This is a genomic window from Streptomyces sp. NBC_01408 (assembly GCF_026340255.1).
Lineage (GTDB): Bacteria > Actinomycetota > Actinomycetes > Streptomycetales > Streptomycetaceae > Streptomyces.
Map to the genome: position 1 here is coordinate 13,126 of NZ_JAPEPJ010000001.1, position 21,043 is coordinate 34,168.

A 21,043-nucleotide genomic window follows, 5' to 3' on the forward strand; every position below is an offset into this window, starting at 1 on the left:
CAGGGGTTGCCTGCCAGGGGCGCGCGCTCTCGACCGCCATTCGCCTGATCGGCGAGACGTTCGGCTCCTACAAAGCTAGGGCAGGTCCCGCTGTATGTCTTCGCAATTACTCGGACTTCCTACTATCTGAGACGCCCAACCCCTCGGTAGGCCCCCTCCGCAGGCTCCTCTTCGAGCCCTTCCCGGACCGAAATTCCCTGATCAGAGCCCTTGCGGCCAGGACGGCGGCCCGTTCCGGCGGGGTGACGTATCCCACCTGACTCACCGGCCTCCGGAGTCACCCGGACCGGTGAACTCCACCGCCTCCCCCGCCCCGTGGGGCGCCGGCCCGGGGCGGGGCCGCCCTTCGCCCGGACGGGGCATTGGTTCGGAATCACACCAATCTTCGGGAGGGCCGGGGCAGGGACTCGACCACTCGGCGGGCGCCCTCCCGGGCCTGTCCCACGGGGAGAATCCGGGCAGGGCGCCCGTCCGGAGCGGCGGCCGTTTCCAGCCACCCGGATGTTCACCGACTTCTTACCGCACGGCTGTAGACCTTTGGGCCGGGCACCGCCACTCTTGCCGTCGATGTGCCAGCGGGGCACTTGAGTTGGAGGCGAGGGGCCAGTGACACCGATCAGCCGCAGAGGGTTCGTGGGAATCGGCGCCGGGCTGGTGGCGGGGGCGGCCGTGCCCGCGCTCACGCCGACGGCGGCCGCGGCCGCGGCCGCGGCGACCGGCACCATCACCGATGTGAAGCACGTGGTGATCCTGATGCAGGAGAACCGCAGCTTCGACCACTACTTCGGCAGGCTCAAGGGTGTCCGCGGCTTCGGCGACCGCGCCGCCGGCAACATCCCGGGCGGCTGGGGCATGTTCAACCAGCCCAACTGGGGCGGCCGCCAGTACCCGTGGAAGCTCGCCGCCACCCCGCCGGCGGGCGGCGTCGACGGCGAGACCCTGGCGCAGTGCAACGGCGACCTCCCGCACAGCTGGACCTCGCAGCACGCCGCCTGGAACAAGGGCCGGATGGACAACTGGGTCCTGGGCGTCGGAAACACCCGCACCCTCGGCTACCTGGACCGCGGCGACATACCCTTCCACTACGGCCTCGCCGACAACTACACCGTCTGCGACGCCTACTTCTGCTCCGCGCTCAGCGCGACCGGCCCCAACCGCACCTTCCTGTGGAGCGGCAAGATCGACGCCTCCAGCAAGGACGGCGGCGACGAGTCCGGGCTGACCTGGGAGACGTACGCGGAGGCCCTCCAGCGGGCCGGCATGAGCTGGAAGGTCTACCAGAACGCCCAGGACAACTACGGGGACAACGGTCTGGCGTACTTCAAGAAGTTCACGGACGCCGCCCCCGGCAACCCGCTGCACGACCGCGGCATGTCCTCCGTCCCGCGCGTCACGGGCTCCACCCCGGACGACATCGCGGCCGCCATCCGCGCCGACGTCCTCGCGGGCACCCTCCCCCAGGTCTCCTGGGTCGTGGCCAACGAGGCCTTCTCCGAGCACCCGTACGCCCCGCCCGGCGACGGCGCGCACTTCGTGGACCTGGTCTACCGCGCGCTGGCCGCGAACCCGGAGGTCTTCGACTCCACGGTCCTCTTCCTCAACTACGACGAGAACGACGGGTTCTTCGACCACGTGCCGCCGCCGGTCGCCCCGCCCGGCACCCCCGGCGAGTACCTGGACGGCCTCCCGATCGGTCTGGGTTTCCGGGTACCGATGATCGTGATGTCCCCGTGGACGCGCGGCGGCTTCGTGAGCTCGGAGGTCTTCGACCACACCTCGGTGCTGCGGTTCATGGAGACCTGGACGGCCGCCCTCGGCACCCCGGCCACCTGCCCGAACATCAGCGCGTGGCGCCGCAAGGTCACCGGCGACCTGACCGGGGTCTTCGACTTCGCGCACCCGGTCTACGGGGTCCCCGCGGGCCTGCCGTCCACCGCCAAGGTCATCGGCCAGGCGACCTGCGGCCCGCTCCCCAACCCGGTGCCGCAGGACAACGCCCTCCCGGCGCAGGAGCCCGGCACCCGCCCGGCGCGGGCCCTCCCCTACCAGGTGAACGGTAATCTGGACCGACTGGAGTTCGGCTCGGCGGGCAAGATCCTGGCCTGGTTCTCGATGACGAACCAGGGGGCGCAGGCCACGCGGGCGGCGCACTTCTCGATCCACCCGCACCAGCACCGGGACACGGCCGCCTGGCAGTACACGGTGGACGCCGGGGCCACGGCTTCGGACTACTTCAACATCGGCCTGGGCCACGGCTCCGGCAAGTACGACATCTCGATGCACGGCCCGAACCGCTTCCTGCGCCGCTTCACCGGTGACGCCTCGAAGCCGGGCAAGGCGGTCGAGGTGGCGGCCCGCTTCGCGGTCGAGCCGGGCTCCGGCAAGACGGCGGTCTACTTCAAGATGACCAACACCTCCGCCGCCCCGGTCACCTTCACCATCCGCGCGAACGCCTACCGCACGGACGGTCCGTGGACCTACACCGTCCCGGCGAACTCCTCCCGCGAGGACTACTTCAACGCCGTGGCCTACAGCAACGGCTGGTACGACTTCACGATCCTGGCCGACTCCGACGGCACCTGGTCGCGCCGCTACACGGGCCACATCGAGTCGGGCGCCCCGAGCATCTCGGGCTAGCGCGCCGCCGGCCCGGCTACAGCACGTCCCCGTCCCGCCAGTCGAAGTCGAGCCGCCCGGCGGGGTCCAGCCGGACCCCGCCGGGCGGCTGCCACACGTAGGTGGAGCCCTCCTCCTCGGCCAGCCGCTCGGGGCCGTCCGGCCCGAGGACCCCGATCGGCCCGGGATGCGGGCTCCAGCCCCGGCTCTCGTACAGGGCCGCCCCGGCCTCGGACGCCGAAAGCGCGCCCAGTACGTAGGCCCCGCCGATCACCCGTTCCAGGTCGGCCATCACCATCCCGGCGAATCCGCGCCGGCGCCGGTCGGCGCGGACGGCCACGGCCTCCACGTATCCGGTGCGCAGGGCCCGGCCGCCGTGCACGACCCGCCGCTGCACCACGCTCCCGTGGGCCACGAGCGCGCCGCCCTCGTACAGCAGGGCGTGCATCCCGCCGAGCCCGTGCTCGAAGTCCTCGTCGGAGAAGTCCCCGTCGAACGCCGCGTCGAGGAGGGCCCGGACCTCCTCCAGGGTGCCGGGGCCCAATTGGGAGGTGTGCGCGAGGCGTGTCCGTGTATCGGTCATGGAACCAGTGTCCTCCCGCCACGATTCGGCCTGCATCTCCCTGGCCGTCCGCAGGTCCGCGCCAGGACACTCGCTCCATGTCGCCTGAGACCGAGCAGTGGACCCCCACCCACGATCAGCCGTACCGGCCCGTCGCCTACCGGCCCGCACGGATGCCCAGCCGGGAATCCCTGGCGCGCGCCGCCGAGTTGCGGGCCCGGATGGACGAGCGGCGCACCGTACGCCACTTCTCCCCCGACCCGGTGCCCGAGCAGGTCGTCCGGGACGCCATCGCCTGCGCCGCGACCGCCCCCTCCGGGGCGCACCAGCAGCCCTGGACCTTCGTCCTGGTCAAGGACCCGGCCGTGCGGCAGCAGATCCGCGCCGCCGCCGAGCAGGAGGAACTGATCTCCTACGACGGCCGCCTCGGCGACGAATGGCTCGCCGCCCTGCGCCCGCTCGGCACCGACGCCGTCAAGACCCACCTCACCGACGCCCCGGCGCTGATCGTGGTCTTCCAGCAGCGCTACTGGCTCGGCCCGGACGGCGCGAAGCGCAAGCACTACTACGTCGACGAGTCGGTCGGCATCGCCGTCGGCATGCTCCTGTCCGCCCTCCACCTGTCGGGCCTCGCCGCACTGATCCACACGCCGAGCCCGATGCGCTTCCTGAGCCACGTCCTGAACCGCCCGGAGAACGAGAAGGCCTTCGCGGTCGTCCCGGTCGGCTACCCGGCGGAAGACTGCGAGGTCCCGGACCTCCTGCGCAAGTCCCTGGACCAGGTGATCGTCGAGGTCTAGGGGGTGTCCGGTGGGTCAGGGCCGGGCCCGGCCCTGACCCACCGGACACCCCCTAGGCACCGGGCGCGGTGGGCGGGCCCGGAAGCGGTGCCGGGCCCGGCTCCGGCTCCCCGGCCTGACCGCCGCCCAGCGCCCCGGCCAGCCGCATCCCGATGCGGACCCGGTCCTCCGGCGAGCAGCCCTCCATGGCCGCCCGTACGTGGCGCAGGATGAGCGCGTCCCGGACCACCTTGGCCACGCCGAGCACGGCCGCCGTCACGATCGCCGCGAGCAGCATCACTCGTACCTCCGCTCGACCGACGCGGTGATCTCGGCGATCTCCCCGCCGGTGTGTGCGAAGTCCATGCACCGAACGGTCACCTCCGCACGGCCGAGCCTGATCACGCCGGGACGGACAGCTGGCGCACCCGGTTCGGGGGGAGCCCCTTCCGGGGGCGCGGCAAGACCGCTGCGGCGCAGCGACTGCTCCATCGCCGGAGCGCCCGGCGCGCAGCACCACTCCAGCACGAGGTCCTGGTACTGGTGGCAGTAGGAGTTCACCCAGCCGTGAGCGTTCCCCGTACGGTTGATCAGCGCCGGACGGCGGAGCAGCCGGCTGAGCAGGTGGTCGCGGGAGGCAGGGTCCGGTCCGGCCATCGCGGTGCCCCTCCAGCGGTGCAGTTCCTCATGCTCCGCCGCATGCGGCGCCCTGCCTGCGATGCGGCCCACGTACCGCAGCCCGTCGCCGTCGTCCGGTAGCCGCCAGGAGCCGGGGACGCCCTGAAGGCGGATGGTCCCACCCCCGGCGGCATCCCGCAGGGCCAGCCCCTCCCTGTCGGCGGTGACCCGCAGGCCAGGCACCCCGCGCAGGCCCCCGTACCCCTCGTCGAGGCGGGGCAGCAGCTCGGTGACGACCCACCGGGCCATACGCTCGTGGAGGCGGAGGGCGAGGCCGCCCGCCGACGGCACAGCGGCGACGACGCCGAACACCGCTCCGTCGAGCTGTCCGTCGCGAAGGGCGTCGCCCGCGGTCAGCGCGACCATCGCTTCGAACGCGCGCTGGGCCGGGTCGGCCGCGTCGGGCACCGGCCGCCCGCGGGTGATCAGGCCCTGCTCCGCCCACCGCAGGCAGGTGTGGTGCGCGAGCCCGGTGGCCTCACGGCAGATGGTCGCCACGCGGTGGCGGTTGTCGGTGCGCCTGGACATACGTCTCCCCGGGCGTCGTCCCGGCACGGACGCGTAGAGGTCTCGTATCTCCTGGCAAAACATCCCACCCCGTACGGGAACTCGTCAGAGCCCTCGGCTCCCTCGGGTAACCGGGCCCGAGTCCTGGAGCGTGTCGCCGTACACGACAACTGCGGTCAGGCTAGCAGTAGTTGCCCGGTGGGGAAATGGATACCGCCCCCGCTCCGGACTTGGGGGTACCGGAGCGGGGGCGGGGTTCAGCGGGGCCTGGTCAGCCCATGTGGGGGTAGCCGTACTCGGTCGGCGCGACCAGGGTCTCCTTGATGGAGCGGGTCGAGGTCCAGCGCTGGAGGTTCGTCGCCGCGCCGGCCTTGTCGTTCGTACCCGAGGCACGGCCGCCGCCGAAGGGCTGCTGGCCGACCACGGCGCCGGTGGACTTGTCGTTGATGTAGAAGTTGCCCGCCGCGAAGCGGAGCTTCTCCATCGCGTCCGCGGCCGCGTACCGGTCGGCGGCGATGATCGAGCCGGTCAGGGCGTAGGCCGAGACGGACTCCATCTGGGCCAGCATCGCGTCGAAGTCAGCGTCCTCGTAGACGTGCACGGCGAGGATCGGGCCGAAGTACTCGGTCGTGAAGACCTCGTTCTCCGGGTCGGTGCAGGCGATGACGGTCGGGCGGACGAAGTAGCCCTCCGAGTCGTCGTACGTGCCGCCCGCGACGATCTCGCAGGTCGGGTCGGCCTTGGCGCGGTCGATCGCGGCCTTGTTCTTCGCGAAGGAGCGCTCGTCGATGACGGCGCCGATGAAGTTGGTCAGGTCGCGGACGTCACCCATGGCGATGCCGTCGACCTCAGCCGCGAAGGCCTCCTTGAAGCCGTCGTTCCAGATCGAGGCCGGGACGTAGGCGCGCGAGGACGCCGAGCACTTCTGGCCCTGAAACTCGAAGGAACCGCGGGTCAGGGCGGTCTTCAGGGTGGCGCGGTCCGCGGACGGGTGCGCGACGACGAAGTCCTTGCCGCCGGTCTCGCCGACCAGGCGCGGGTAGGACTTGTACTTCTCGATGTTGTTGCCGACCGTCTTCCACAGGTACTGGAAGGTCTTGGTCGAGCCGGTGAAGTGGATGCCGGCCAGCTCGGGGTGGTTCAGGGCCACCTCCGACACCGCGATGCCGTCGCCCGTCACCAGGTTGATGACGCCCTTGGGCAGGCCGGCCTCTTCGAGGAGCTCCATGAGGAGGACCGCGGAGTGGGTCTGCGTCGGGGACGGCTTCCAGACGACCACGTTGCCCATGAGGGCGGGGGCGGTCGGCAGGTTGCCCGCGATGGCCGTGAAGTTGAACGGCGTGATCGCGTAGACGAAGCCCTCGAGGGGACGGTGGTCGCTGCGGTTCCACACGCCGGCGGAGTTCGCGACCGGCTGCTCGGCCAGGATCTGGCGGGCGAAGTGGACGTTGAAGCGCCAGAAGTCGACGAGCTCGCAGGGCGTGTCGATCTCGGCCTGCTGCGCCGTCTTCGACTGGCCCAGCATGGTGGAGGCGGCAAGCTTCTCGCGCCAGGGGCCGGAGAGCAGCTCGGCGGCGCGCAGGATGATCGCGGCGCGGTCGTCGAAGGACATCGAACGCCAGGCCGGGGCGGCGGCGAGGGCGGCGTCGATGGCCTCCTGCGCGTCGGCCTGGGTGGCGTGGGCGAAGGTGCCGATCACGGACTTGTGGTCGTGCGGCTGGACCACGTCGAAACGCTCGCCACCGCCCATCCGCTTGACGCCGTTGATCGTCATAGGCAGGTCGATCGGGTTCTCGGCCAGCTGCTTGAGCTGCGTTTCGAGCCGTGCGCGCTCCGGGGTACCGGGGGCGTACGAGTGGATCGGCTCGTTGACGGGCGCGGGGACCTGGGTCACAGCATCCATGGGGGTCACCTCTTCCGAGTGAAATCGTTGACTTCAGCCGAGAGGGACTGAAGCGGCGGCATAAATTGGGTGGCGGTCAGGGCTTGACCATCACGAGTTCGCGGCAGCGGGCGAGTGAGAAGCCCTACGGGGCGGAGTCACGGGGCTGGTAACTCCTTCGTGGATCTACAACCAGCATGGACCGGCTCAGCCGGCCGATGAGCGGCGGTTGCCATCGCCCGGGACCTTCCTGGGTGACGGCAACCGCCGCTCACTGCATGCTTCAGTTCTTGGTGATCATCGAGCGGAGGAAGAACAGGAGGTTGGCCGGCTTCTCCGCCAGGCGGCGCATGAAGTAGCCGTACCAGTCCGTCCCGTACGCGGTGTAGACGCGCATCCGGTGTCCTTCGGCGGCGAGCCGCAGGTGCTCCTCGCCACGGATGCCGTACAGCATCTGGAACTCGTACTCGTCCAGCTTGCGCCCGGCCTGCCGGGCCAGCTCCTGCGCGATGGCGATCAGGCGCGGGTCGTGGGACCCGATCATCGGGTAGCCCTCGCCCTCCATAAGGATCTTCATGATCCGGACGTACGCCTTGTCGATCTCGCCCTTGTCCAGGTACGCGACCTCGGCGGGCTCCTTGTAGGCGCCCTTCACGATCCGGACGCGGCTGCCGGCGGCGGCCAGACGGCGGGCGTCGGCCTCCGTGCGGAAGAGGTACGCCTGGATCACGCAGCCGGTCTGCGGGAAGTCCCGGCGCAGCTCCTCGTGGATGGCGAACATCGAGTCGAGGGTGGTGTGGTCCTCGGCGTCCAGCGTGACGGTGGTGCCGATGGCGGCGGCGGCCTCGACGACCGGGCGGACGTTGGCGAGCGCGAGCTCGTGGCCGCCCTCCAGCGCCTGGCCGAACATCGACAGCTTGACCGACATCTCGACGGTCTCGCCCAGGCCCAGGCCCGCGAGGTGCTCGATGAGTTCGAGGTAGGCGTCGCGGGCGGCGTAGGACTGCTCCACCGCGGTGATGTCCTCGCCGACCACGTCGAGGGTGACCTCGAGGCCCTTGCGGGTGAGGTCCTCGACGATCGGGATCACCTGGTCGACCGTCTCGCCGGGGATGAACCGGGTCACCACGGGCTTGGTCACCGGAGCGGCAGAGACGATACGGCGCATCTTGTCGCTGCGCGAAGCGGCGAGGATCACGGGACCCAGCACGGGGGCACCTCCAACGGGTGGCAGAAGCGGGCATTACGGGTCCGTCGCCGGTCGGGCGGGGCCGTAAGGAAAACGCAAGTAAAACCACCGTGAAACCTAAGGATCGCTTTGATCCTCTGCCATCGACAGCTGTCACGCATCCGTGGCCGGGATCTCATACATATGTCTGAAGGACCCGTCCGGGGGTGGGAGAATGTCCGGGTGAAAGGCGATTACCAGGACCTGGTGGACGAGATCTCGGCGCTGCTCGGCGCCCCGGCGACCCTGGAGAACCGGGACTTCCGCCTCATCGCCTTCGGCGCGCACGACAGCGACGACGACGCGGCCATGGACCCGGTCCGCACCCGCTCGATCCTGACCCGGCAGTCGACGGCGGCCGTACGGTCCTGGTTCGAGGGCTTCGGCATCGCCCGCGCCACCGGGCCGGTACGGATCCCCGCGGCCCCGGAGGCCGGGGTGTTCCGGGGGCGGATCTGCCTGCCGGTGCGGTACCGGGGCATCGTGCAGGGCTACGTGTGGCTGCTGGACCAGGAGCCCGGCCCCGGGCCGGACGCGCTGGCCTCGGCGACGGAGGTGGCCCAGCGGATCGGGGTGCTGCTCGCCGAGGAGGCGAAGGCGGGGGCCGACCTGTCCCGGGAGTTCCTCGCGGTGCTCACGGCCGGGCGGGGCTGGCAGCAGGACATGGCGGTGGCCGCGCTGCGGGCGGCGCTGGGCGCGGGCGGGGAGGGCGCGCACGCGGTGGTGTGCCTGGCCCCCTGGTCCGGCGAGGCCCCGCAGTCGGTGCCGGGCGCGGCGGCCGTGTGCGTGGCGCCCTGGCGGGCGGCGGGCGGCCCCGATTCCGGCCCGGCGTACGAGGCCGGCCGGGGCGGCGGACGCGCACTCGCGGTGCTGGTCCGCCTCCGCTCGACGGACACGCTGACGCCCGCCGTGAACGTGGCGTCACGCCTCCTGCCGAGCCCGGGCGCCGGCGCGGGCCCGGGCAACGGCCCCGGCCCGGGCGGGGGCTCAGGCTCAGGCGGGGGCTCAGGCGGGGGCTCAGGCCAGGGCTCGGCCGGCGGCTCGGGCACAGGCAGCGGCCCCGGCTCGGGCACAGGCAGCGGCAGCTCGGGCAGCGGCAGCGGCTCCCGCTCAGGCCGTGGCCCCGGCTCCGGCGGCCTCGGCTCAGCGGGGGGCGCTGGTGTGCCGGCGGCGCCTACGGCAGGGGTCGCCGACCCGGTCAGGGCCCTCGCGGACCTGTCCACCGCCTGGCGGCAGGCCACCGCCGCGGCCCGGGCGGCCGCCGCGCAGCCCCGGCTCGGCCCCGTCGCCGAGTGGTCGGCGATCGGCCCGTACCGGATGCTGGCGGACCTCGCCTCCGACCCGGCGCACGACCCGGCGGCCCGCGCCCTGCTGGGCCCGGCCCACCGGGAACTCGCCCGCACCGCCGAGGTGTTCCTGGACTGCGCCGGCCAGGCGGGCCGCGCGGCGGCGGCCCTGGGCATCCACCGCCAGACCCTGTACTACCGCCTCGCACGGGTGGAGCAGCTCACCGGCCTCGACCTGGCCGAGGGCGAGGACCGCCTGCTGCTCCACATGGCCCTGAAGGCGGCCCGCCTGCACGGCTGACCCGACGACCCCGACTCCATGACGATCCGTCACGATGCGGGGCGGCACGGGGCATCGGCGCCGGTGGTTCCCTGGACCTGGGTGAGGGCACTCCGCCCGCCGGGGCGAGGCCGGCGGACGCCTGGTAGGCCGGCGGATGCCCGGTAGGCCCAGGCCGCCCGGCTCGGCGTCCCGCTCCGGTCAGGCGGTGTCCGCGGGCCCCGTCACCGCTTCGGCGGCCCGCCTCATGCCCTCGGTGAACTCCTCCGCGGTGGCCGCCGAGTCCGGGTCGAACAGCCACTGGATCATCAGGCCGTTCAGCAGCGCCTGGTAGAAGGCGCCCAGGGTCCGCTCGTCCCGCTCGTCGAGCTCGTCCTCCGGGGTGCCGGTCAGCATCGAGATCAGGCCCCGGCGCCCCTCGGCCTGCGAGGCCGCGAGCAGCGCCCGCAGCTCCGGCCGCTCGTCGCGGCTGAGCGCGACCTCCAGGCTGGCCGCCCAGACGGGTCCGGACGCCTCGTGCTGGGCAAGGACCCCCTCCCAGACCGCCCGGAACCGCTCCAGGCTGCCTCCTCCCTCCGGCAGGCCGGACTGGAAGACCTCGCCCCACTCCTGCATCAGGGCGATGAAGGCCTGGCTGAGCAGGGCGTCCTTCGAGCCGTAGTGGTAGCCGATCGACGCCAGGTTCGTACCCGAGGCGCTGACGACGTCGCGCGCGGTGGTCCGCACGAAACCCTTCTCGACCAGGCACTTCTTGGCGCCTTCGAGCAGATCTTCACGATGTCCCATGCCGCCACGGTAGCAAGACAGCCGTCCTAGACGGAAGTTCTATACATCTGTTCTAGACAATCGTTTATGACGTCTGTACCTTGCTTCTCATGACGAACCCCGCCGCCACAGCGCGCCTCGCCGGCCGCCGCGAATGGACCGCCCTCACCGTCCTGCTGCTGCCCCTGCTCCTCGTCTCGATGGACGTCTCGGTCCTCTACTTCGCCATTCCCGCCATCACCCGGGAGCTCGGCCCCAGCGCCGGCCAGCAGCTCTGGATCTTCGACAGCTACGCCTTCGCCCTCTCCGGCCTGCTGATCACGATGGGCTCGCTCGGCGACCGGATCGGCCGCCGCAAGCTGCTGCTGATCGGCGCGGCCGCCTTCGGCCTCGCCTCGGTCGGTGCCGCCTACGCCACCAGCGCCGAGATGCTCATCGCCGCCCGCGTCCTGCTCGGCATCGGCGGCGCGACCCTGATGCCGTCCACGCTCGCCCTCGTACGGAACCTCTTCCAGGACGACCGGCAGCGCGGCAAGGCCATCGCCATCTGGTCCGGGGCCATGACCGGCGGCATCGCCCTCGGCTCGGTCATGAGCGGTCTGATGCTGAACCACTTCTGGTGGGGCTCGGTCTTCCTGATCAACGTGCCCGCGATGCTGCTCCTGCTGCTCCTGGTCCCCGTGCTGGTCCCGGAGTTCAAGGACCCGGCCCCCGGCCGCTTCGACCTGCTGAGCGTGCCGCTGTCGGCGGCCGCCGTCCTGCCGGTCGTCTACGGCCTGAAGGAGATCGCCGCGGAGGGCTTCGAACCCCTCTCCCTGGGCTGCCTCGCCGTGGGCCTGGCCTTCGGGTACGCCTTCGTCCGCCGCCAGCGCACCCGTGACGACGCCATGGTCAGCAGGGCACTGTTCCGCCACCGCGGCTTCGGGGCGGGCATCGGCCTGAACACGATCGCCGCCTTCGCCATGATGGGCTCGGCCTACTTCACCACCCAGTACCTCCAGTCGGTGCTCGGCATGGGCACCCTGGAAGCCGCCCTGTGGAGCCTCGCCCCCTCAGTCGTGATCGGCGCCGCCGCCCCGGTCTCCGCCGCCCTGGCCCGCACGACGGACCGGGCCTACGTGATCGCCGGCGGGTTCGTCCTCGCCGCCGCCGGGTTCGCCCTGGTCAGCCTGGTGGACACCGACGCGCTGTGGCTGCTGCTGACCGGCGCCGGCGTGCTGGCCTCGGGCATCGTCACCGTGATGTCCCTGGTCTCCGACATGGCACTGGCCGCGGCCCCGGCCGAGAAGGCCGGTTCCGCCGCCTCCCTGCTGGAGACCGGCACCGAGTTCGGCGGCGCCCTCGGCATGGCGGTCCTGGGCAGCGTGGGCACCGCGGTCTACCGCGGCGACCTGGCGGATTCCGAGCCCGCCGTACGGGAGACCCTGGGCGGGGCGGTGGCCACGGCCCAGCAGATGGGCGGGGCCGCGGGCGAGCAGGTGCTGACCCTGGCCCGCGAGGCCTTCGTCCACGGCATGCAGTACGCGGCCTGGGGCGGTACGGCGCTGCTGCTCGGGGCGGCACTGCTCGCCGCGGCCCTGCTGCGGGGGACCGAAGCCCCGGCCCCCGCCCCGGCGGAGCCGGCCGACGGGCCCGCAGCCCTCGCGCACGGGACCCCGTAACACCGACCGGAGACGGCCCGGCCCGGCGCGGGACGGCGCGGTCGGCAGTCGGCGGGACGCGAAAGGGCCCGGGGTCTCCCCCGGGCCCTTCGCCTGTGCGGGACGGCTCAGCCGAGGCTGACCGTACGCGCCGAGACCGCGCCGATCTCGGCGGAGATGTCCGCGAGGACTCCGCCCGGGACCTCGGCGTCGACGGTGAGCACCGCGAGGGCCTCGCCGTGCTCCTCCGCGCGGGCGACCTGCATGCCCGCGATGTTCAGGCCGGCCTCGCCGAGGAGCTGACCGACCTTGCCGACCACGCCGGGGCGGTCGGTGTAGCGCAGCACGACCATGAAGTCGGCGAGCGCCAGGTCCACGTCGTACTCGCCGATGCCGACGATCTTCTGAAGGTGCTTCGGGCCCGCGAGCGTGCCGGAGACCGAGACCTCCTGACCGTCCGACAGCGTGCCGCGGACGGTCACCACGTTGCGGTGGTCCGGGGACTCCGAGCTGGTGGTGAGGCGGACCTCGACACCGCGCTCCTGCGCGAACAGCGGGGCGTTGACGTAGGAGACCGTCTCGTCGACGACGTCCTCGAAGACACCCTTGAGCGCGGAGAGTTCGAGCACCTTGACGTCGTGCTGGGTGATCTCGCCGCACACCTCCACGTCGAGGCGGACCGCGACCTCGCCCGCGAGGGCGGTGAAGATGCGGCCGAGCTTCTCGGCGAGCGGCAGGCCCGGACGGACGTCCTCGGCGATGACGCCGCCCTGGACGTTGACCGCGTCCGGCACCAGCTCACCGGCGAGCGCGAGGCGCACCGACTTGGCGACCGAGACACCGGCCTTCTCCTGGGCCTCGTCCGTGGACGCGCCGAGGTGCGGGGTGCAGACGACCTGGTCCAGCTCGAAGAGCGGGGAGTCCGTGCAGGGCTCCTTCGCGTACACGTCGAGACCGGCGCCGGCGACCCGGCCCTCCTTGATGGCCGAGTACAGCGCGGCCTCGTCGACGATCCCGCCGCGGGCGGCGTTGACGATGCGCACGGACGGCTTCACCTTGTGCAGGGCCTCGTCCCCGATGAGACCGAGGGTCTCGGGGGTCTTGGGCAGGTGCACGGTGATGAAGTCGGCGACCTCGAGGAGCTCGTCCAGCGTCAGCATCTTGACGCCCATCTGGGCGGCGCGCGCAGGCTGTACGTAGGGGTCGTAGGCGACGACCTTCATGCCGAAGGCCGACATGCGCTGGGCGACCAGGACGCCGATGCGGCCGAGGCCGACGACGCCGAGGGTCTTCTCGCTGAGCTCGACACCCGTGTACTTGTTCCGCTTCCACTCACCGTTCTTCAGGGCGGTGTTGGCCTGCGGGATGTTGCGGGCGGTCGCGACGAGCAGGCCGCAGGCGAGCTCGGCTGCGGTCACGATGTTCGAGGTCGGGGCGTTGACGACCATCACGCCGGCCTTGGTGGCGGCGGAGACGTCGACGTTGTCCAGACCGACACCGGCACGGGCCACGACGCGCAGCTTCTTGGCGACGGCGATGGCCTCGGCGTCGACCTTGGTCGCGGAGCGGACGAGGATCGCGTCGGCGTCGACGATGGCGGGCAGCAGCTCGGCGCGGTCGGCGCCGTTGCAGTGCCGGATCTCGAAGTCCGGGCCGAGCGCCTCCACGGTGGCGGGCGACAGCTCTTCGGCGATGAGTACGACAGGTTTCGAGCTCACGTGGGTCCTCACAAGTCCAGTGCGGACGGCCGTCCCGACGGCCGCAGGCGGTGGAGGGGGTAGCCGCGTGGAAGACGCACGACACTGTGGGCCTGACGCGTATGTGTTGAGCAGTGTAGTGGCGCTGAGGGGCCGGATTTCCGCCTGTACGGAAGGATCACCCGTCCGTGGTTGGCCGGGGTGGACAAGGAACGCGCGGGGAGGGCCGGTTTCCCGGCTGCCCGGGCGGTCCCGGCCGTCCGGTGGAGGGCGGCGGGGCCGGGACGCACCGCCCCGGCCCCGCCCCGCACGAGATCAGCTCTCGTCGCTGACCCAGCTCATCAGCTTGCGCAGCTTCTTGCCGGTGGTCTCCAGCAGGTGCGCCTCGTCGGCCTTCTTGTACTCGTTGTACTTCGGCAGACCGGCCTTGTACTCGGCCATCCAGGTGTTGGCGAACTCGCCGTCCTGGATCTCCGCGAGGACCTTCTTCATCTCGGCCTTGGTGGCGTCGGTGATGATGCGGGGGCCGGTGATGTAGTCGCCCCACTCGGCGGTCTCGGAGACCGACCAGCGCATCTTCTCCAGGCCGCCCTCGTACATGAGGTCGACGATGAGCTTCAGCTCGTGCAGGCACTCGAAGTACGCGATCTCCGGCTGGTAGCCGGCCTCGGTCAGGGTCTCGAAACCGGCCTTGACCAGGGCGGAGGCGCCACCGCAGAGGACGGCCTGCTCACCGAACAGGTCGGTCTCGGTCTCCTCGGTGAAGGTGGTCTTGATGACGCCGGCGCGGGTGCCGCCGATGCCGGCCGCGTACGAGAGCGCGAGGGCGAAGGCGTTGCCCGAGTGGTCCTGCTCGACGGCCGCGATGCACGGAACGCCGCGGCCCTCCTCGTACTGACGGCGCACCAGGTGACCCGGGCCCTTCGGGGCGACCAGGGCGACGTCCACGTTGGCCGGGGGCTTGATGAAGCCGTACCGGACGTTGAAGCCGTGGCCGAAGAACAGCGCGTCGCCGTCCTTGAGGTGGTCCTTGATGGACTCCTCGTAGATCTCGGCCTGGAGCGGGTCCGGGGTGAGGATCATGATGACGTCGGCCCAGGCAGCGGCCTCCGACACGGAGACGACCTTGAGACCCTGCTCCTCGGCCTTGGCCTTGGACTTCGAGCCCTCCTTCAGACCGACGACGACGTCGACGCCGGAGTCACGCAGCGACAGCGCGTGGGCGTGGCCCTGGCTGCCGTAGCCGATGACAGCGACCTTGCGGCCCTGGATGATGGACAGGTCGGCGTCGTTCTCGTAGAACAGCTCGGCCACTGGGATATCTCCTTGGTGCGCTGGTGTTGCTCCCACCGTACGGTGGGGAACGGAATCTAAGTTTCTCGGTCTCGCTATACGAGCGGTCGAGTCGTTCAGGGGTGTCGCGGAGTTGTCGCGGCGGGTCAGGCGCTGCGGTCGAGCGCGCGCAGACTGCGGTCCGTGATCGACCGGCCGCCACGCCCTATGGCGATCGTGCCGGACTGCACGAGTTCCTTGATGCCGAAGGGCTCCAGCATCTTCAGCATGGCGCCGAGCTTGTCCGCGCCGCCGGTCGCCTCGATGGTGACGGCCTCCGGGGAGACGTCGACCGTCTTCGCGCGGAAGAGCTGGACGATCTCGACGATCTGCGAGCGGGTCTCGTTGTCGGCGCGGACCTTCACCAGGACGAGCTCGCGCTCGATGGCGTTGTGCGACTCCAGCTCGACGATCTTGAGCACGTTGACCAGCTTGTTGAGCTGCTTGGTCACCTGCTCGAGCGGGAGGTCCTCGACATTCACGACGATGGTGATGCGGGAGATGTCGGGGTGCTCGGTGACGCCGACCGCGAGGGAGTCGATGTTGAATCCGCGGCGGGAGAACAGCGCGGCGATCCGGGCGAGGATGCCGGGCGTGTTCTCGACCAGGACGGAGAGCGTGTGCTTGGACATGTGAGGCGTTCTCTCTCTCAGGCTCTCTCGGCTCAGTCGTCTTCGTTGTCGCCGAAGTCGGGACGGACGCCCCGGGCGGCCATGACCTCGTCGTTGGAGGTGCCGGCGGCGACCATCGGCCACACCATGGCGTCCTCGTGGACGATGAAGTCGACGACGACCGTACGGTCGTTGATCGCGTTGGCCTCGGCGATGACCCTGTCCAGGTCGGCCGGGTCCTCGCAGCGCAGCGCCACGCAGCCCATGGCTTCGGACAGCTTGACGAAGTCCGGGACGCGGGTGCCCTTGCGGGGGGCGATCGACTCGCCCATCTGGGAGCCCACCGCGTCGAAGCCGGTCTCGTCCGCGTGCAGCACGGTGCTGGAGTACCGCTGGTTGTAGAAGAGGGTCTGCCACTGGCGGACCATCCCCAGCGCGCCGTTGTTGATGATCGCGACCTTGATCGGGATGTTGTTCAGCGCACAGGTGACCAGTTCCTGATTGGTCATCTGGAAGCAGCCGTCGCCGTCGATCGCCCAGACCGTGCGCTCCGGCATGCCGACCTTGGCGCCCATCGCGGCCGGGACCGCGTAGCCCATGGTTCCGGCGCCGCCGGAGTTCAGCCAGGTGCGCGGCTCTTCGTACTTGACGAAGTGCGAGGCCCACATCTGGTGCTGGCCGACGCCCGCCGCGTAGACGGTGCCCTGCGGCGCGAGCGCGCCGATCCGCTCGATGACCTGCTGCGGCGACAGGCTGCCGTCCTCGGGCAGGTCGTAGCCCAGCGGGTACGTGTCGCGCCAGCGGCTGAGGTCCTTCCACCAGGCGGTGTAGTCCCCGGCGTTGCCCTCGGTGTGCTCGGCCTGGACGGCCTGGATCAGGTCGGCGATGACCTCACGGGCGTCGCCGACGATCGGGACGTCCACGGCTCGGTTCTTGCCGATCTCGGCCGGGTCGATGTCCGCGTGGATGACCTTGGCGAAGGGGGCGAAGCTGTCGAGCTTGCCGGTGACGCGGTCGTCGAAGCGGGTGCCCAGTGCGATCAGCAGGTCCGACTTCTGCAGCGCGGTGACGCCGGTGACGGAACCGTGCATGCCCGGCATGCCCACGTGCAGCGGGTGGCTGTCGGGGAAGGAGCCCAGCGCCATCAGGGTGGTGGCGACCGGGACTCCGGTCAGCTCGGCGAGGACCTTCAGTTCGGCGGTCGCGCCGGACTTCATGACGCCGCCGCCGACGTACAGCACCGGGCGCTTGGCCTGGCAGATGAGCTTGGCGGCCTCGCGGATCTGCTTGGCGTGCGGCTTGGTGACCGGCCGGTAGCCGGGGAGGTCCATGGTCGGCGGCCAGCTGAAGGTGGTCTTCGCCTGGAGGGCGTCCTTGGCGATGTCGACCAGGACCGGGCCGGGGCGGCCGGTGGAGGCGATGTGGAAGGCCTGCGCGATGGTCCGCGGGATGTCCTCGGCCTTGGTGACCAGGAAGTTGTGCTTGGTGATCGGCATCGTGATGCCGACGATGTCCGCCTCCTGGAAGGCGTCGGTGCCGATCGCCTTGGAGGAGACCTGGCCGGTGATCGCGACGAGCGGGACGGAGTCCATGTGCGCGTCGGCGATCGGGGTGACCAGGTTGGTGGCGCCCGGGCCGGAGGTGGCCATGCAGACACCGACCTTGCCGGTGGCCTGCGCGTAGCCGGTGGCGGCGTGGCCGGCCCCCTGCTCGTGGCGGACCAGGATGTGACGGACCTTCTTGGAGTCCATCATCGGGTCGTACGCGGGAAGGATGGCGCCGCCCGGGATGCCGAAGACGGTGTCGCACCCCACCTCTTCGAGAGAGCGGATGAGGGACTGCGCACCCGTGACGTGCTCAATGGCGGCGGACTGGTGTCCGCCGGAACGGGGCCGCGGCTGCGGATGGTGGGCCCCGGTGGCCTGCTCGGTCATCGGCATTCTCTTCTCGAAGCTGAGGGTTTTACGAGGGTTCGACTCTGTGCCAGTGCAACAAAAAACCCCTCGTGCCGGAGGCAAGCGAGGGGAGCGCGTCGGGTGCGTTGAGCGGGGACATGCTGGCCCCAGCTTCAGCCGACGCGCTTTCCAAGTACGAGAATTCGGGTGCGCATGGCACTGACCCTCCCTCCGGCGTGAGGTTGATGTCAAGTAGGTGGGACGGGCGTCTCATTATGTGAGCCCCTACGGATGACCATCGAGCCACCGGTGGAGCCTCCGGCCAAGGCCGGCTGGCCTGCTCCACCCGGTACTGGGAACGTACCCCGCACCAGCGCCCGCCGCAGCCTGTACTCGTCAAGGGGGCCAGAAAATGCCGCTCCCTGCCCGTGGGTGCATCCCATCGCCCGCAGCGCCATGACCTGCTCCGGGAGGTCGACCCCGTCGGCCACCGACTGCATGCCGAGGTCGTTCGCGATCCGCAACAGGCCTGCCGTGATCTTGTGGAGGCGGGCGGACTCGACGACCCCCTCCACCAGGCCCCGGTCGAGCTTGAGCATGTCGACCGGGAGGCGGCGCAGGGCGCTGATGGCCGCGTAGCCGCTGCCGAAACCGTCCAGGGCGATTGACACGCCCAGCCGGTGCAGGGCCGCGAGGCGGCGCTCCAGGTCCTCGAAGGGCACTCTGGGGTCGGAGACGGCCAGCTCGAGGATCAGGGCGCCGGAGGGCAGCCCGTGCCTGGTCAGCAGGGCTTCCACCGCGCCCACGGGCATGGCGCGGTCCAGGAGCCGCTGGGCGGTCATCCGCACGGCCACGGGTACGTCGTGCCCGGCCCGGTGCCGGTCGGCGGCCTCCTCCACGGCCTCCTCCAGCAGCCAGCGCCCCAGCTCGGCGGCGCGCGAGGCGTCCGCCCCCGCGGCGGCGGAGGCACCGCCCTCGCTGTACTCGGCGACCCGGAGGAACTCGGCGGGCGTGAAGAGGATCCCCTGGGCCGAACGCCAGCGGGCCTGCGCGACCACGGCCGAGATCTCCCCGGTGGCCAGCGAGACCACCGGCTGGTGCAGCAGGGCGAACTCTCCCTCGTGGAGGGCGGTCCGCAGCCGCCCCGCCAGCTCGGCCCTGCGGACCACCTCGGCCTGCATCTGCGGCGCGTACATCTCTACGCGGTCCTTGCCGCCCGCCTTGGCCCGGTACATCGCGAGATCCGCGTTGCGCATCAGGTCCGATGGGGTGATGCCGGGGTCGGCGAAGGCCACACCGATGCTGGCCGCGACCCGGACCTCGCTGCCCGCGATCCGGTACGGCTGGGAGAGGGTGGTGCGCAGCCGGTCGGCGATCTCGTGCACCTGGTACTCGCGGGCGCTGCGGTCCCGGCTGCCGTCGCCCAGGATCAGCGCGGCGAACTCGTCACCGCCGAGGCGGGCCGCTGTGTCCCCGGCCCGGACGGAGTCCTGGAGCCGGCGCGCGGCCTCGATGAGCAGCTCGTCGCCGGCCTGGTGGCCGATGGTGTCGTTGACCGCCTTGAAGCCGTCGAGGTCGATGAAGAGCACGGCGGTGCTGTGGTCGCCCGCCCGGCGGCCGGTGAGGGCCTGGCGGACGCGGCGGGTGAACAGGGCCCGGTTGGGCAGGTCGGTCAGCGGATCGTGCTCGGCGCTGTGCTGGAGCTGCGCCTGGAGCCGGACCCGCTCGGTGACGTCCCGGCTGTTGAGGATGAGCCCGCCCTGGTGCCGGTTGACGGTGGACTCCACGTTGAGCCATTCGCCGCCGCCCGACTTGAAGCGGCACTCGATGCGGGTGGTGGGCTCCTCCGCGGGCGGCGCGGCGAGGAAGCGGCGTACCTCGTGGACCACGCGGCCGAGGTCGTCGGGGTGGATCAGGGTGGCGAGCTCGGTGCCGACCAGCTCCTCCGCCTCGCGCCCGTAGACCCCGGCGGCAGCGGGGCTGACGTAGCGCAGGGTGCCGGTGGGGGCGGCGATCATGATCACATCGCTGGACCCCTGGACCAGGGAGCGGAAGTGGTTCTCCTTCTGGGCCAGTTCCTGGGTCAGGGCGATGTTGTCGAGGAGCATGATGCCCTGCCGGATGACGAGGGCGAGCACGACCGTGCAGCCGGTGAAGACGACCATCCGGTCGACCTTCCGGCCGTCGACGACGTTGTACAGAATGCCGAGGGTGCAGACGGCGGCCGCGAGGTACGGGGTGAGGGCGGGCAGCGAGCCGGTGATGGGGCGGCTGTGCAGCCGCTCCCCACGCGGATGGACGGCCGGTTCCGGGCCCGGGTGCATGCGCCGGGCACCCCAGGGCGCGTAGGCCAGGAGCAGCGAGCCAGCGAACCAGCCCGCGTCGAGCAGCTGGCCGGACTGGTACCCGGCGCTCAGCAGGGGCGAGGTGAACAGGGCGTCGCTGAGCACGGTCAGAGCGAGCGCCGCGATGGCGGTGTTGACGGCGGAGCGGTTGGTCTCGGATCGCCGGAAGTGCAGGACCAGGACCATCGAGACGAGCGCGATGTCCAGCAGCGGGTAGGCGAGCGAGAGGGCGGCGCGCGGAACGCTGCCGGGGGCGCCGGACTGGGCGGTCTGCGCGGCGTGTGCGAGGGCCAGGCTCCAGGACAGGGTGAGCAGGGAGCCGCCGATGAGCCAGGAGTCGAGGCCCAGGCACACCCAGCCGGCTCGGGTGACCGGCCGCTTCGCGAGGACGAGCAGGCCCACGATGGCGGGCGGTGCGAAGCAGAGGAAGGCGAAGTCGGCGACCGAGGGTTTGGGCACCTCCTCGCCGAGGATCACCTCGTACCAGCCCCAGACCGCGTTGCCGCAGGCGCCCATGAGCGAGGAGAAGGCGAAGAGCAGCCATGCGGGGCGTTCGCGGCTGTCGATCGCCCGCGCGTAGGAGTAGCAGGAGACGGCGGCGAGCAGCCCTGCCGCGCTGAGTCCGAAGTCGCCCATGATCTCAGCGACTTCCTCCGACCCCCAGTTGAGGGCGGCGCCGACCGCGTACCCGCCGCTGACCACCGCGAGGAGCAGCTGCATCGCCAGGCTTCTGCCTCCGGCCGCGCCGGGCGGCCGGTTCAGGAGCGCCGCCCCCTGGGCACTCACCGGTCCCCCTCGCTGGCTGGTTCCGGCGCAGCCCAGTCCCGACACCGTCGCCTCCGGCGGCTCTGCCGCGTCGGATCCTTCGCCCATTGGCCGTGCATCGCCCGTCGCCCCCCAAAGTGTCCGATCACTCCCCAGCGCCAGACGTTCGTGGCGC

The 21,043-nt window shown here is 71.3% G+C and carries 15 protein-coding genes; 4 read left to right on the forward strand and 11 right to left on the reverse strand.

Going from position 1 to position 21,043, the window contains the following annotated elements; translation table 11 throughout:
• The first annotated feature begins 606 nt into the window (after positions 1-606).
• On the forward strand, positions 607-2,637 hold the full coding sequence (locus OG447_RS00060) for a phosphocholine-specific phospholipase C (RefSeq protein WP_266934098.1): 2,031 nt from the start codon (positions 607-609) through the stop codon (positions 2,635-2,637).
• Between the two features lie 16 nt (positions 2,638-2,653).
• Here the strand turns inward: OG447_RS00060 and OG447_RS00065 are convergent, their stop codons facing one another.
• Positions 2,654-3,199 carry a GNAT family N-acetyltransferase gene (locus OG447_RS00065; RefSeq protein WP_266934099.1) on the reverse strand — a complete coding sequence of 182 codons (546 nt, stop codon included), beginning with the start codon at positions 3,197-3,199 and terminating at the stop codon, positions 2,654-2,656.
• Positions 3,200-3,276: 77 nt separating this feature from the next.
• Between OG447_RS00065 and OG447_RS00070 the strand changes: the two genes are divergently transcribed.
• Positions 3,277-3,978 carry a nitroreductase family protein gene (locus OG447_RS00070; RefSeq protein ID WP_266934100.1) on the forward strand — a complete coding sequence of 234 codons (702 nt, stop codon included), beginning with the start codon at positions 3,277-3,279 and terminating at the stop codon, positions 3,976-3,978.
• A gap of 52 nt (positions 3,979-4,030) precedes the next feature.
• Here OG447_RS00070 and OG447_RS00075 read toward each other — a convergent pair whose 3' ends face one another.
• From OG447_RS00075 to OG447_RS00090, 4 genes are all read right to left on the reverse strand, one after another.
• Positions 4,031-4,255, reverse strand: a complete 225-nt coding sequence (locus OG447_RS00075; protein ID WP_266934101.1) for a hypothetical protein — start codon at positions 4,253-4,255, stop codon at positions 4,031-4,033.
• The gene (locus OG447_RS00080; RefSeq protein ID WP_266934102.1) at positions 4,255-5,163 is read right to left on the reverse strand and encodes a hypothetical protein; all 909 of its coding nucleotides are present in this window, start codon (positions 5,161-5,163) and stop codon (positions 4,255-4,257) included. Before OG447_RS00080 ends, OG447_RS00075 begins: the two co-directional genes overlap by 1 nt.
• 250 nt (positions 5,164-5,413) lie before the next feature.
• Entirely contained in the window at positions 5,414-7,045 is a 1,632-nt protein-coding gene (gene pruA, locus OG447_RS00085) for an L-glutamate gamma-semialdehyde dehydrogenase (protein ID WP_266934103.1), read from the reverse strand.
• Positions 7,046-7,307: 262 nt separating this feature from the next.
• Positions 7,308-8,234: a proline dehydrogenase family protein gene (locus OG447_RS00090; protein WP_266934104.1), complete on the reverse strand. Its 927-nt coding sequence runs from the start codon at positions 8,232-8,234 to the stop codon at positions 7,308-7,310.
• A 201-nt stretch (positions 8,235-8,435) separates the two neighbouring features.
• Here OG447_RS00090 and OG447_RS00095 point away from each other — a divergent pair, with 201 nt between their 5' ends.
• Positions 8,436-9,839 carry a CdaR family transcriptional regulator gene (locus tag OG447_RS00095; RefSeq protein ID WP_266934106.1) on the forward strand — a complete coding sequence of 468 codons (1,404 nt, stop codon included), beginning with the start codon at positions 8,436-8,438 and terminating at the stop codon, positions 9,837-9,839.
• Between the two features lie 180 nt (positions 9,840-10,019).
• On the opposite strand, the gene OG447_RS00100 is transcribed toward OG447_RS00095, so the two are convergent.
• The gene (locus tag OG447_RS00100) at positions 10,020-10,604 is read right to left on the reverse strand and encodes a TetR/AcrR family transcriptional regulator (protein ID WP_266934107.1); all 585 of its coding nucleotides are present in this window, start codon (positions 10,602-10,604) and stop codon (positions 10,020-10,022) included.
• A gap of 89 nt (positions 10,605-10,693) precedes the next feature.
• On the opposite strand from OG447_RS00100, the gene OG447_RS00105 reads away from it, so the two are divergent.
• Positions 10,694-12,244, forward strand: a complete 1,551-nt coding sequence (locus OG447_RS00105) for an MFS transporter (RefSeq protein WP_266934108.1) — start codon at positions 10,694-10,696, stop codon at positions 12,242-12,244.
• A 107-nt stretch (positions 12,245-12,351) separates the two neighbouring features.
• Here the strand turns inward: OG447_RS00105 and serA are convergent, their stop codons facing one another.
• The 5 genes from serA to OG447_RS00130 form a co-directional block, all read right to left on the reverse strand.
• Positions 12,352-13,941 carry a phosphoglycerate dehydrogenase gene (serA, locus tag OG447_RS00110; protein ID WP_266934109.1) on the reverse strand — a complete coding sequence of 530 codons (1,590 nt, stop codon included), beginning with the start codon at positions 13,939-13,941 and terminating at the stop codon, positions 12,352-12,354.
• 294 nt (positions 13,942-14,235) lie between these two features.
• A complete protein-coding gene (gene ilvC, locus OG447_RS00115; RefSeq protein WP_266934110.1) occupies positions 14,236-15,234 on the reverse strand; it encodes a ketol-acid reductoisomerase in 999 nt (332 codons plus the stop codon).
• Between the two features lie 125 nt (positions 15,235-15,359).
• Complete coding sequence (gene ilvN / locus OG447_RS00120) at positions 15,360-15,884, reverse strand: acetolactate synthase small subunit (protein ID WP_031150278.1); 525 nt, start codon at positions 15,882-15,884, stop codon at positions 15,360-15,362.
• 32 nt (positions 15,885-15,916) lie between these two features.
• Positions 15,917-17,803 carry an acetolactate synthase large subunit gene (locus tag OG447_RS00125; protein WP_266934111.1) on the reverse strand — a complete coding sequence of 629 codons (1,887 nt, stop codon included), beginning with the start codon at positions 17,801-17,803 and terminating at the stop codon, positions 15,917-15,919.
• A gap of 203 nt (positions 17,804-18,006) precedes the next feature.
• Positions 18,007-20,823, reverse strand: coding sequence for a bifunctional diguanylate cyclase/phosphodiesterase (locus tag OG447_RS00130; protein WP_266938676.1), 2,817 nt, complete (start codon positions 20,821-20,823; stop codon positions 18,007-18,009).
• Positions 20,824-21,043 lie beyond the last annotated feature (220 nt).

Coding starts and splice junctions, on each gene's coding strand:
- OG447_RS00065 (WP_266934099.1), bottom strand. CDS start 3,199: ATGACCGATACACGGACACGCCTCGCGCACACCTCCCAATTGGGCCCC.
- OG447_RS00070 (WP_266934100.1), top strand. CDS start 3,277: ATGTCGCCTGAGACCGAGCAGTGGACCCCCACCCACGATCAGCCGTAC.
- OG447_RS00075 (WP_266934101.1), bottom strand. CDS start 4,255: ATGCTGCTCGCGGCGATCGTGACGGCGGCCGTGCTCGGCGTGGCCAAG.
- OG447_RS00080 (WP_266934102.1), bottom strand. CDS start 5,163: ATGTCCAGGCGCACCGACAACCGCCACCGCGTGGCGACCATCTGCCGT.
- pruA (WP_266934103.1), bottom strand. CDS start 7,045: ATGGATGCTGTGACCCAGGTCCCCGCGCCCGTCAACGAGCCGATCCAC.
- OG447_RS00100 (WP_266934107.1), bottom strand. CDS start 10,604: ATGGGACATCGTGAAGATCTGCTCGAAGGCGCCAAGAAGTGCCTGGTC.
- OG447_RS00105 (WP_266934108.1), top strand. CDS start 10,694: ATGACGAACCCCGCCGCCACAGCGCGCCTCGCCGGCCGCCGCGAATGG.
- ilvN (WP_031150278.1), bottom strand. CDS start 15,884: ATGTCCAAGCACACGCTCTCCGTCCTGGTCGAGAACACGCCCGGCATC.
- OG447_RS00125 (WP_266934111.1), bottom strand. CDS start 17,803: ATGCCGATGACCGAGCAGGCCACCGGGGCCCACCATCCGCAGCCGCGG.
- OG447_RS00130 (WP_266938676.1), bottom strand. CDS start 20,823: ATGCAGCTGCTCCTCGCGGTGGTCAGCGGCGGGTACGCGGTCGGCGCC.